Source organism: Streptomyces sp. AF1A (assembly GCF_047340315.1).
Lineage (GTDB): Bacteria > Actinomycetota > Actinomycetes > Streptomycetales > Streptomycetaceae > Streptomyces.
This window is the reverse complement of record NZ_JBLEBI010000030.1, coordinates 42526-54290: the sequence shown is the minus strand read 5'-3', so window position 1 is coordinate 54290 and position 11765 is coordinate 42526. Positions and strand designations below refer to the sequence as shown.

Genomic DNA, 11765 nt, shown 5'->3' with positions numbered 1-11765 from the left:
GCGAGGCCCGGGCGAACACCGCCTCGCTGCCCCGGCTCTCCGGGACCGGCACGGTCGCCGCCGCCTTCCACAGCAGCTCGCGCACCACTTCGTTCTCCGTCATACGTATTCCTCCCGCACCGCGGCCTTCAGCGCCGCCAGTCCCCTCGCCGTGTGGCTCTTGACCGTGCTCTCCCGCATCCCGAGCAGCTCGGCGGTGGCGGCCACGCTGAGGTCGTCCCAGTAGCGCAGCACCAGCACCGCCCGTTGCCTGGGCGCGAGCCCTGCGAGAGCGGCCCGGACCATCAGGCCGGTGTCGCTGTCCACCACCCGTTCGGGCACGTCCGGCAGTTCGCCGTACGCCTGTTCGCGCCGCCAGAACCGGCGGCGGGCCGAGATGAAGGTGTTGACCAGCGTCTTGCGCGCATAGGCGTCGAGGTTCTCCAGCCGCCCGTGCCTGCGCGCTCCGAGGACGACCTTGACGAGGGTCGTCTGGACGAGGTCTTCCGCCTCGTCGCGGTTGCCGCACAGCAGGTAGGCGCTGCGGAACAGCACCGTGCGTCTGCCCTCGACGAAGGCGTGCAGAGTCGCATCCGCGCCCCGCGTCATCCCTCCCCCTTTCCGCCGGCCCACGGATACGGACCGTCTCACCCGTATCAGTGCGGTGGGCTCCCCGCGGGGACGCAGAAAGGCGGCACGGGTTTTCCCGTACCGCCTCTGTCCACCGTTGATTCGCCGTACCGGGGGGCTACTTGAGGGCGAGGAGCAGGGTGTCCGAGGGCGAGCACCACACCGGGCGGGCCTCGGCGAAGCCCTGCGCGAGCAGCGTGCGCGCGTGCCAGGCCGGCGACGGCATGTCCCCGTCGGCGTGCTCGCCGTAGATCTCGAAGCGGCGGGCGGTGGGCTCGGCGAGGACCGGGTCCTGCGCCGCCAGCTGCCACCACTGCGCCCAGTCCAGGGCGCCGGACGCCCTGGCCCGATCCATGCGGGCGTGGCGCTGGGCCCGCTCGGCGGCGTTGATCCGGGGCGTGCTGTCGTCGATCATGTGGTCCGCGTTCATGAACACACCGCCGTCGCGGACCAGCTCCGCGACCCGACCGTAGAGGGCCGCGAGGGGTTCGCTGTGCAGCCAGTGCAGGGCCGTGGCGGTCAGGACGGCGTCGTAGGAGTCGTACGGCAGCTTCGCGGGCCAGTCGGGGTCCTTGAGGTCGGCGGTCACGAAGCGGACGCGGTCGTCGCCCTCGAAGGTGCCGCGGGCGATGGCGAGCAGGGCCGGGTCGAGGTCCACGCCGGTGCTGGTGGCCCGCGGGAACCGGGCGAGCAGCCGGGCGGTGATGCTCCCGGTGCCGCACGCGAGGTCGAGCACGCGCGGGGCCGTGCCGACGAGCGCCTCGACCATGTCGAGCATGATCCGGAACCGCTCCTCGCGGTCCGGCATGTACCACTCCTGCTGCCGGTCCCAGCTCTCCTGCCAGGCCGTCCAGTCGGTACCGGTACTCGTGGTCATGGCACCCGCCTCTCCCCTAGGTTGCGTAATACCCTGGAAGCACGACCGGCTGTTACCCGACCGCAGACACGACGATAAAGCGCCTCGGTAAGGACTACAAGTGGAACTGGCCTATTACTCGGATTACGCCGTACGGCTCGTCAACAGCGAGGAACCGGCTCGGGGCAAGGACTCGCTGACCTCGGTCGAGGCCGTCCGCGACCTGTTCGGCGCCAACGCGTCGGCGGCCCGCCGCGCCACCGACGCGGACGTCACGCGCTTCCGCTCGGTCCGGGCCCGGCTGCGCGCGGTCTTCGATGCGGCCGACAAGGGCGACGAGACCCTCGCCGTGGACCTGCTGAACTCGCTCCTGCTGGAGTTCCCGGTGAGCCCGCAGATCTCCGGGCACGACCTCCGCGACGAGGACGGCCGCCCGCTGTGGCACATGCACCTGGCCGACCACCCGTCCAACGTCACCGCCGGCTACGCGGCGACCGCCGCCATGGGCCTGGCCTTCCATCTGACCGAGTACGGCGTGGACCGCCTCGGCCTGTGCCAGGCGTCCCCCTGCCGCAACGCCTACCTGGACACCTCCACCAACCGCTCCCGGCGCTACTGCTCCGACCGGTGCGCGACCCGCGCCAACGTGGCCGCCTACCGGGCCCGCAAGCGCCTGGAGGCCGACCGGTCCGCCGGCAGCGGCCTCGCGGCCGACAGCACCCAGCGGGCGAGCGCCGGCAGCGAGCGCCGGCCGGCCGGCAGCGGCCGGTAGCGCAGCCACGCCCGGCCCAGGATCAGCTCCTCCGGCACCACGCCGTAGTCGGTGCTGTCGCCACCCGCGTACGGGTTGTCCCCGAGCACCCACCAGCCGCCCTCGCGCCGCTCCACGGCGCGCTTGACGACCAGCAGGTCCTGCTGGAACGGATGACGCAGGACGACGACGTCACCGGGCCGGACCACGCCGCCGTACCGCACCAGCAGCTGGTCACCGTGCCGCAGCGTCGGCACCATCGACGGCCCCGTCACCTCGGCCAGCCCGAACGGCGCCCCGGCCCTCCCCCGCTCGGTCTCCTGCGACAGCTCCGGCATCGCCGGCACCTCCCCGGTCGTTCCTCCACCAGTCCAGTCTCACCCCGGACTTTTGTCCTAAGCCCTAGGGGGCACTCACGAATTCCGGTCTCTCAGGGAGTAATGTCGCACCTGAGAAGACGATCACGAGGAAGGAATGCTCCATGCTTTCCCGCCTGTTTGCCCCCAAGGTCAAGGTCAGCGCCCACTGCGACCTGCCCTGCGGCGTGTACGACCCGGCCCAGGCCCGCATCGAGGCGGAGTCGGTGAAGGCCATCCAGGAGAAGATGGCCGGCAACGACGACCCCCACTACCAGGCGCGTGCCACGGTCATCAAGGAGCAGCGCGCGGAGCTGGCGAAGCACCACGTCTCCGTCCTCTGGAGCGACTACTTCAAGGCTCCGCACTTCGAGAAGTACCCGGAGCTGCACCAGCTGGTCAACGACACGCTGAAGGCCCTCTCCGCCGCCAAGGCGTCCACCGACCCGGCGACGGGCCAGAAGGCGCTCGACTACATCGCCCAGATCGACAAGATCTTCTGGGAGACCAAGAAGGCTTGATCTCCGATCATGCCGTTTGACCTGCGATTTCCTTGATCGTCTGGTCTTCCGGTCCGCACCCGGTCCGCAGGCCGCCGAGCACGGCGTCCATGACGGACCGGGTGCGGTCTTCTTCACCCGGCCACAGATGGGCGTAGATCCGCAGCGTGATGACGGCGGACGCGTGGCCGAGGACCAGCTGGACCTGCTTGACGCTCGCCCCGCCGGCGATGAGGGCGGAGGCGAAGAAGTGGCGCAGGTCGTGGGTCACCATGTGCGGCAGTTCGACGGGCTTGCGGCCCTCGCGCTGGGCTGCCTCGTTCTCCGTCGCTTGGAGCGTCCTGCGGGCGCCGTTCCACTCCGTCTTCCAGCGGCGGTAGTTCAGGGGCTCGCCCTCCTCCATCGTGAACAGCCACTCCTTGGAGGGGCGTGCCGCGAGGTGCGTGAGAAGGGCGTCCGTGACAACCTCCCCGACGGGGACCGTGCGCCGGGACTTGGCGGTCTTCGGCGGGCCGATCTTCCCGGACTGGAGGCGCTGCCGCTCGACACGGATGGCGCCGGCCTTGAAGTCGACGTCGGACACCTTGAGGCCGAGCAGCTCGCCTATTCGCAAGCCTGAGCCGGCGAGCGTGACGATGGCCGCGCGGAGGTACGGCGGCATCACCCGAGCCATGGCCTCCACCTGCGCGACCGTGGGCGGGCTGACCTCCTCGTCCGGCATGGGCGGAAGGGTGATCCGACGGCATGGGCTGGACGCGATGACCTTGTCCTCGACGGCCGCGGTCATGACCCGCACGAGGACGTCATAGACGTTGCGCACGCTGCCGGGGCCGAGCAGTTCGGACAGGCTCTTGAACAGCACCTGCATGTCGTTGCGGCGTATCGCCGCCATGGCGCGGGAGCCGAGCGCCGGGACGAGGTGCAACCGTAGCGCGTTGTCGGTGATGCGCTCGGCCGCCTCACCGGCGATGAGCGACTCCGCCCACTTCGTCGCGTACTTCTCGAACGAGATCCGTCCGGCGCGCGGGTCGACGTACTGCCCGGTGACGATGCTGGCCGTGACCTCGTCGAGCCAGCGCTGGGCGTCGAGCTTGCGCTCGAAGTGGCGGGCGTGCTCCTTGCCGTCAAGGTCGCGGTAGCGGGCCCGCCATTTGCCGTTGGGGCGCTTCTGGATGTTGGCCAAGTTGCTCCTCCTTCGAGTTTGTTATCGGTAGTAACCGCCGCCCTCGATGTAGTCGGTGAGGGTGCGGGCGTCGCGCTCTTCGCCCATGAGGCGAAGGCACTGCTCGTGGATGGCCCGTGAGCTGTCGGGGTGGGCCTGGATGTGCTCGGCGATGCCGACGACGGCGTGATGCAGGCGGTCTTCGGCATCGCGGGTCTCGTAGTACGCCTCGACGGCTTCCTGGACGAGCCGTCTGCTGTTGAGGTCCAGCCCCTCCAGGGGCGGGGACATCAGCTCTTCGAGGGGCAGCTCGAAGACGCGGGCGAAAGCGAGCGCCTCGTCGACGTTGATGCGGCGGCGCGGGGTGCCGTTCTCGATGCGCCAGACGGCGGTCTGGTTCATCTTGACGCCGGCTTTGGAAACCCGGTCCGCCAACTCCGTCGTGCTCCAACCTCTGACCTCGCGCTCCAGCGCCACCCGTGCCGCGATGTTGCCTTCGCTGTAGAGCAGCGGCACGTCGCCGCCGTCGCGCTTGTCGCCTGCCATCACACCTCCACCACGATCGTCGCTATCCATATTGAAACACACGCTCTCCTATTTGGTTAACCGGCGATCGTCGGGTACAACCTATGCAGATCGAATCGCAACCTAGTCGATTGGGAATCCATGCGATACCTGACCACCGCCGAGGTCGCCGAGCGCTACCGCACGGCCGAGAGCACCGTCCGCTACTGGCGCCAGATCGGGAAGGGTCCGCGGGGCATCAAGATCGGCAAGCGGGTGCTGTATCCCGAAGCCGAACTGCTGCGATACGAGCAGGCGCTGGCCGAAGGCCGAGACGAGTGGGGCCTGGCCTCCTGAGACATCGGACGCCCCGACACGGCTCCGGCCTTCGGCGCGCCAACGCCGAAGGCCGGGGAGTCCCTCGCACATCGCCCATCCCTGAAAGAACAAGCCGGTGAGGGGCGGGACCTTGCCCGTCCTGCCCCCACCTGAGAGGAACGTCTATGGAGGACTCTACGTCCCCCACCACTCCCAACACGGTCCCCAAACCCAAGTGGCCCGATGTCGCGGTCCCCGGCCAGGGCGCCGCCCTGCGCCGCGCGGACCAGGCAGACGCAGCTTCTGCTGCGTTGGGGACCGTCGGCCAACCACGTGATGCGGCCGGTCCGAAGGAAGCCTGGGACCGCTCCCCTGATGAGTCGCGAACCGATATTCCGGTCACTGACCGGATAGCCACCGGTATAGAACATGTGCAGGTCGGCGGCCTGCGGACGGAGCCAACGGGCGTGCACCAGGCTGGTCCTGGCGGACCGACCGCCGCTCTGAGCATGAGCCAGGCCGCGCATAACGGTCGGTCGGTCCCTGGGACCGGTCCCCGAATCCCGGTCGTACCGAGCATGCATGGGGACCGCGATGGGGATCACGGCCCCCACGACACTTCAGGGACAGGGGCCCGGCTCCCCGACGGCGGGTCGGGGACCGGGGACCGTGCCGGCGTCGGCGGTGAGCTGGCCGACGAAGGCGCCGTGCTGCTAGACGAGGTCCGGGCGGCGATCGGTCGGTACGTGGTGCTGCCGAGCGAGGAGGCACTGACCGCGGTCACTTTGTGGGTGGCGGCTACCCACATCCAACCCGCCCTGCAGCACGCCCCCCGGCTGGCGGTGGTCGGGCCGACCAAGGGATGCGGCAAGTCTCGAGTCCTGGACGTGCTCCACGAGACCGTCCACAAACCGATGATGACGGTGAACACTTCCCCAGCGGTGGTCTTCCGCGTCATCGGCAAGAATCCGCCGACGCTGCTGGTGGACGAGGCCGACACCATCTTCGGCCCGAAGGCGGGCGAGAAGGAGGACCTGCGCGGTCTGCTGAACGCCGGGCACCAGCGCAACCGGCCCGCCTGGCGGATCTCCGGACCGGAGCAGAAGCCGACGGCGTTCCCCACCTTCGCCATGGCCGCGCTGGCGGGGATCGGCGATCTACCAGACACGATCATGGACCGGGCGGTCGTCCTCCGCATGCAGAAGCGCAAGCCGGGTGAGCGGATCACCCCGTTCCGCTCGCGTCACTCGGTGCCCGAACTGAACGCGCTGCGCGACCGGCTGGCGGCCTGGCTGACCCCTCTGCGCCGAGCGGCTGCGGGCTTGGTACCGAAGATGCCGGTCGAGGACCGCGCAGCGGACACCTGGGAGCCGCTGGTCATCATCGCCGACCTGGCCGGCGGGCACTGGCCCGCGCAGGCCCGTGCCGCCTGCCTGGCGATGACGCGCAACGAGGTGGTCCAGGATGAGCAGACGACCCTGAAGACGCGGCTGCTGCGTGACATCCGCCGCATTTTCGAGCGGGAGGACAACAGGGAGGCCCTGCGCAGCCAGGACCTGCTTGCCGCCCTCGTCCAGGACGCTGAAGCGCCGTGGGCCGAGTACGGCCCCAAGGGCATGAACGCCTACCACCTGGCCAACCTGCTACGGGACTTCGGTATCAGCCCGGCCAACCACCGCTTCGAGAACGGCAGGCAGGCCAAGGCATACGCCCGCAACCAGTTCCTCGACGCCTGGGCCCGCTATTGCCCCGACCCTGCCCAAATGGCCCCCGCGCCATGGCAGGAGTCCGCACCCGCACGCCCGACCGAGGGCAAGCCCCCCGCCACTCCGTCCGGCACGCGGCCCGTCGGTCCGCCCGGCAGCGCCACCGGCCCCAAGCGCACTCGCTGACCACCCTCCCTGGGTCCGTAGCACTCCGTCGCATCCGTCCCCGCGCAGGTCAGCGCGGGGACGGATCTCCTCTCCAATACGGATCACTCCGTACCTGCGGCCGTGTCCGTACCAGCTCTGACCAGCAGAGCGACGGATGCAACGGACGTGACGAAGCCCCAGCCCAGACCGCTACCGGAGCACCACCATGCCCGACACGAACACCGACAGCACCCTCACCCGCCGCCGCAGGGGACTGTTCAGCCTGACCCACCGAACAGCAGCAAGCTGGAGCGTTCGAGCCCCTAACGGGGCTTCGTCCGCGCTTGCCCCCGCCCCTGGAGTGGCGGAGGAGGAGGCCGGGCGCCAGCGGGCGCCCGAGCCGGGGGAGGCGACGACCGAGCCCAACGCCGCGTCCGTCGCCGATGCCCCCGCCACACACGACAAGCTGCCCGCTGATACCACTGCTCCGCAGCCCGAGTCGTCTGCCCGCCCCCCGTTGCCCGTTGAGCAGCCCTCTTGGCGTGAGCCCGACGCCCCCACGCTGCCCGCGCGGATGAACCGCAAGCGAACCACCGAGAACCGCGACCAGGAGAAGAAGATCCGCTTCACCCCGACCGCCGTCCGGATCATCGACGAGGCGGCCGAGCGGCGCCGTCTGACGTTCGCCGGGTTCGTCGGCGACGCCGCCCTGGCGGTCGCGCTCGGCAAGGCGAACATGGCGGGCAGTCCGGAGGACGATCCGATCCGCCCGCTGGTGGAAGCCGTCGAGGCCCACACCAAGGCGCTGAACCGCGTCGGCAACAACCTCAACCAGATCACCATGGCCATCAACAGCGGCGCTGTCCCCGACCGGGCCGAGGCCGTACTCGACCACCTCGACCAAGCCGTCCAGCGCAGTTACCAGTTGCTGGACGACCTCGTGGCGGCAGGCGGCAGCCATGGTGCCTGACGTCTCCACCGGCTCCGACACCCTCGGTCTGATCAACTACCTCTTCGGCAAGGGCCGTCGGGACGAGCACACCGACCCGCACATCGTGGCCGCCTGGGACATGGCCGGCGCCCCCGACCCCGGCCGCGACCCCGACGCCACCTACACCCAGCTCGCCAAGCGCCTCGACCACCATGTCGACCTGCGTACCCGTGAGCTGGGCGGGAAGAAGCCGCCGAAGCACGTGTGGCACTGCCCGGTGCGGACCGCGCCAGGTGACCGCTACCTGACCGACGCCGAGTGGGCCGAGGTCGGTCGCCGCGTCGTTGCCGCCACCGGCATCGCGCCCGAGGGCGATGACCAGGCATGCCGGTGGATCGCGGTGCGGCACGCGAACGACCACATCCACATACTGGCTACCACCGTGCGCGCCGACGGGCGCCGCCCGCGCACGAACCGCGACGGCTGGCGGGCGCAGAAGGAATGCCGCAAGATCGAGGCCGAGTATGGGCTGCGCCAGCTCAAGTCCGGTGACCTGACCGCACCCAAGACACCCACCGGGGCAGAGCGGGCCAAGGCCGAGCGCCTGGGCCAGGAGGTGACCGCGCGGCGGTGGCTGCGGGAGCGCGCGTACGCGGTCGCCGCTGCTGTGCGCAACATCGACGATTACTTCACCGTGCTGCAATCGCTCGGTATCCAGGTCAAGCCGCGCCTCAGCGCCAAGACCGGCGAGGTGGACGGCTACAGCCTGGCCGCCCCTGGCGACGCCATCTTCTTCGGTGGCTCCAAGCTCGCCCCCGACCTGTCCTACAGCCGCCTGCTCGAACGCCTCACCACTCAGGACGTGGCCGACCGCCCACAACCGGTGGCCGACCCGGCCGAGCCGTGGCGTCGGACGGAATCCGCAGTGCGTACAGCTCTCACCGCGCTCGATTCGGGCGATGATCCCGTGGCCCAGGGCCACCTGGACGCCTTCGCCGACACTCTGCACAACCTGGCTCGCTCCACCTCCGGCCCGCACCAGGCCGAACTGCAAGCGGCAGCCATGGCTTTCAACCGGTCTCGCCGCTCGGCGATCCGGGCCGACCACCAAGCCGCCACAGAACTACGCCAAGCCGCCAAGGAACTCGCCTACGCCCCCACCATTCCCGGCGGCCTCGCCATCGCGCTCATCTTCACCGCCCTGCACCTTGCCCGCGCCGCCGCCAAGTGGCACGAGCAGCGCGGTCACGCGCAGCAGGCGGCAGCGGCCGAGGAATCCTTCCGCCACCTCCAGGAGAGCTACCGCCAATTCGCCGAGCCCGTCCTGGCAGACCTCGCCCAGCGCGTCCCCCGCTCCCAGACCATCCAACGGTTCGAGGCCGACGTGCGCCAGGCCGTACCCGACCACGCCGACCGCATCCTGGCCGACGCCGCCTGGCCAGCCTTGGCCACTACTCTCGCCCGCGCGAAATCCGCCGGCCGCAACCCCCGACGCCTCCTCGCCGAGGTGGCTGCCAGCCGAGAGTTGGGCACAGCCGAGCGCCCCGCCGAGGTCCTGATCTGGCGCATCACTGCCCAGCCGAACCGGCGTGCACAAGCGGCCCGCGCGCAAAGCACCCGCCGCACCACGACGGTTACGTCGGCACCGCAGCCCGTCTCCACCCCGACGCGCGCGCACCAAACGGAACGTGCCCGCCGCCGTTAACGGCGGCAGACGAGGATGCCTCCCCGGCAGTGGATCTCGAACGTCCCATGCCGGGCGATGTGTTCGTCCAGGATGGTGCGGGCCCGCTCGATCGTGGCCTCGAAGGGCACATCGTGCTGATCCGCCCATGCCTGGTACGAGGCCATGTGCGCAACCACGGGTTCGGCGTCGCCGACGGTGATGGTGCCGGGCAGTTCAATCGTCTCGACGCGGCCGAACTCCTCCCCCAGGAAGGCCGGGGCCTTCTCCAGGGAGAAGCGGGCGCTGAGCGAGATGCGGGCCGGGCCGCGTCCGATGCCGAGCACGTCGCCGGCGGCCCGCTGCCACAGGTCGTCGAGTTCAGCTTTGTCCCGATCGCTGTTGGTGGAGGCGATCACCAGCCCGTCACGGGCGACCACGCGAGACAGCTCCCTGACCGCCTGAGGGATGTCCGGGACGTGGTAGAGCATGTGCAACGCCAAGGCAGCATCGGCGCTCTGCGTGGCCAGCGGCAAGCGGGTGGCGTCCGCAACGGCGACCAAGCCGTGGACACCGGCGAGGATGCCAGGAGCGATGTCCAGGCCCAGCAGAGTAAGGTCGGGCCGGTCCCGGCGGAGACGCTGGATGAACTTGCCGTTGCCGCAGCCGACATCGACCACGCACCCGTTCACGCCCCTCAGCTGCTCGGCGACGATGCCAGGCAGGTCGTAGCGGGGCGTCTGACACTGATAGAGCGACTGGCGGGCGGCCAGATCCCGGTCACTGCTGTAGGCACTTCCGGCGAGACGGCCCCGGTCGGTGACAGCGGCGTCGTGTGCGGCGGACAGTTCGGTCACGTCGGCAACTCCGGAGGGTGGGCGGCAGGTGCGGCCGCGAGGACGGCCGTGTGCTGGAGTCGTTCGCGCAGGTGTACGGCCTGCGCGGCTCCACCGTACTGCGGCTCGCTCAGCTCATGGCCCAGAGCAGTGAGCCGGCGCACGATGCTGGCCGACATGCGCTCCGGCGGGGAGCCGAGGACGAAACCGAGCATCGCCTCGGTACCGTCCAGGTCGCCGAGGAGCATGTGGCCGCGGGCGAGATCAACATGGGCGGCGAACAGGTCACCGACCGACTGGTCGTCGTCTTCGGCGCTGCGGTAGAGCCGGATAGCGGTGTCCGCGCTGGCGATGGCCTGCTGGACGTGCTCCGGCCCACCCACGGCCAGATGGCTCGTCCCCGCGTACGCGAACTGCTTGGCGGCCGGGAAGGCGAAGATGCCCGGCACTTCGTCGTGGCCACGCATCGCCTCGCGGGCCCGCTCGGCGTCCGACAGCGCGGCTACGGCACCCGCCCGGTCTCCGACTATGGCCAGCGCCCGCGCCTCCAGGCTCGCCAACCGAGCCCCGATACTCCCGCCCGCCCGGTGCTGGCGACCGGCCTGCGCCAGCCGAGCCGCCCGCTCGTAGTGCCCGGTCCAGTAGGCGATCAGGGACTCCACAGCGCGTACCCAGGCCAGCATCCCCTCGTGGCCGACCGCTTCGGCACACGCCCTGGCGGTACGGCTGTGCGTGGCGGCAGAATCATAGTCGCCCAGGTCCAAGCAGACGTGCGCTGACAGCCCGCACAACCGAGAGGCCGTGACGTACAGGTCGGTGGTCTGCCGGGGATGCTGCCGCCCGCGCAGCAACTCGAACACCCCGTTCCGAAGCCGCTTGATCTCGACGTACACCTCCAGCAGCGGATGGCTGACGTAAGCACGGGCGAGCCGAGCGACATCGGCCTCCAACTGCTCTACGACGAACTCGTCGGCGTTGCGCTGCGCGATGAACCGGGCGAACTCCGCCGAGGCCACCGCATCCGCCGACACAGCTCCGGCGACGGTGCGTGGACGCGCCGTGGGCCACGCGAGCGGTGCCTGTCCCACCTCATCCGCGCCCTCCCCACTCCATCGGCTCTTGCTGACAGCGACCGCCTGGTCGAGCACGGCGGCATCGACACCGAAGACCTGCGCCAGGTACTTCCGCGTGTACGGCACCGGGATGCGCACCTCGCGCTCGTAGCGCCCGATCTCCTTGCCCGTCTTGGTGGCCCGCCCCTCCAGGGTGTTGCACTCGTCGGCCACCCGCTGCTGGGACCACCCACGCTCTGTGCGCAGCCGGACGAGCAGAGCACCGATCCCTGTGTCGCCCATCCCCTCACCCCGCAGCACGCGAACTCTGGCCCCCATAGTGGCCCCCGGCATGGCCCCCATGCCGGCTCCCG

At 70.2% G+C, this 11765-nt stretch carries 13 protein-coding genes; 6 read left to right on the top strand and 7 right to left on the bottom strand.

Annotated elements, in window-relative coordinates:
* Window positions 1-99: 99 nt before the first annotated feature.
* Window positions 100-588: a SigE family RNA polymerase sigma factor gene (locus ACLU3S_RS12515; RefSeq protein ID WP_413951853.1), complete on the bottom strand. Its 489-nt coding sequence runs from the start codon at window positions 586-588 to the stop codon at window positions 100-102.
* 139 nt (window positions 589-727) lie between these two features.
* A complete protein-coding gene (locus ACLU3S_RS12510; RefSeq protein ID WP_413951852.1) occupies window positions 728-1486 on the bottom strand; it encodes a methyltransferase domain-containing protein in 759 nt (252 codons plus the stop codon).
* 100 nt (window positions 1487-1586) lie between these two features.
* Here ACLU3S_RS12510 and ACLU3S_RS12505 point away from each other — a divergent pair, with 100 nt between their 5' ends.
* Entirely contained in the window at window positions 1587-2237 is a 651-nt protein-coding gene (locus ACLU3S_RS12505) for a CGNR zinc finger domain-containing protein (protein WP_413951851.1), read from the top strand.
* Here ACLU3S_RS12505 and sodX read toward each other — a convergent pair.
* Window positions 2120-2554: a nickel-type superoxide dismutase maturation protease gene (sodX, locus tag ACLU3S_RS12500; RefSeq protein ID WP_413951850.1), complete on the bottom strand. Its 435-nt coding sequence runs from the start codon at window positions 2552-2554 to the stop codon at window positions 2120-2122. The genes ACLU3S_RS12505 and sodX overlap by 118 nt on opposite strands.
* A gap of 143 nt (window positions 2555-2697) precedes the next feature.
* Here sodX and sodN point away from each other — a divergent pair, with 143 nt between their 5' ends.
* Window positions 2698-3093 (top strand): superoxide dismutase, Ni, encoded by a 396-nt coding sequence (gene sodN / locus ACLU3S_RS12495; protein WP_330337855.1) that lies wholly within the window; start codon window positions 2698-2700, stop codon window positions 3091-3093.
* A gap of 7 nt (window positions 3094-3100) precedes the next feature.
* Here the strand turns inward: sodN and ACLU3S_RS12490 are convergent, their stop codons facing one another.
* A complete protein-coding gene (locus ACLU3S_RS12490) occupies window positions 3101-4255 on the bottom strand; it encodes a tyrosine-type recombinase/integrase (RefSeq protein WP_413951849.1) in 1155 nt (384 codons plus the stop codon).
* A gap of 21 nt (window positions 4256-4276) precedes the next feature.
* Entirely contained in the window at window positions 4277-4780 is a 504-nt protein-coding gene (locus tag ACLU3S_RS12485) for a helix-turn-helix transcriptional regulator (protein WP_190013168.1), read from the bottom strand.
* 120 nt (window positions 4781-4900) lie between these two features.
* Here ACLU3S_RS12485 and ACLU3S_RS12480 point away from each other — a divergent pair, with 120 nt between their 5' ends.
* The 4 genes from ACLU3S_RS12480 to ACLU3S_RS12465 all read left to right on the top strand — a co-directional run bounded on the left by ACLU3S_RS12480 (window position 4901) and on the right by ACLU3S_RS12465 (window position 9545).
* Window positions 4901-5095 carry a helix-turn-helix transcriptional regulator gene (locus tag ACLU3S_RS12480; protein WP_190013167.1) on the top strand — a complete coding sequence of 65 codons (195 nt, stop codon included), beginning with the start codon at window positions 4901-4903 and terminating at the stop codon, window positions 5093-5095.
* A 539-nt stretch (window positions 5096-5634) separates the two neighbouring features.
* Window positions 5635-6948: a DUF3631 domain-containing protein gene (locus ACLU3S_RS12475; protein ID WP_413951848.1), complete on the top strand. Its 1314-nt coding sequence runs from the start codon at window positions 5635-5637 to the stop codon at window positions 6946-6948.
* 322 nt (window positions 6949-7270) lie between these two features.
* On the top strand, window positions 7271-7879 hold the full coding sequence (gene mobC, locus ACLU3S_RS12470) for a plasmid mobilization relaxosome protein MobC (RefSeq protein WP_373305016.1): 609 nt from the start codon (window positions 7271-7273) through the stop codon (window positions 7877-7879).
* Complete coding sequence (locus ACLU3S_RS12465) at window positions 7869-9545, top strand: relaxase/mobilization nuclease domain-containing protein (protein WP_413951847.1); 1677 nt, start codon at window positions 7869-7871, stop codon at window positions 9543-9545. The genes mobC and ACLU3S_RS12465 overlap by 11 nt, the downstream gene beginning before the upstream one ends.
* Here ACLU3S_RS12465 and ACLU3S_RS12460 read toward each other — a convergent pair.
* Window positions 9542-10360 carry a class I SAM-dependent methyltransferase gene (locus ACLU3S_RS12460; protein WP_413951846.1) on the bottom strand — a complete coding sequence of 273 codons (819 nt, stop codon included), beginning with the start codon at window positions 10358-10360 and terminating at the stop codon, window positions 9542-9544. The genes ACLU3S_RS12465 and ACLU3S_RS12460 overlap by 4 nt on opposite strands.
* Complete coding sequence (locus ACLU3S_RS12455; RefSeq protein ID WP_413951845.1) at window positions 10357-11694, bottom strand: helix-turn-helix domain-containing protein; 1338 nt, start codon at window positions 11692-11694, stop codon at window positions 10357-10359. The genes ACLU3S_RS12460 and ACLU3S_RS12455 overlap by 4 nt, the downstream gene beginning before the upstream one ends.
* Window positions 11695-11765: the final 71 nt, after the last annotated feature.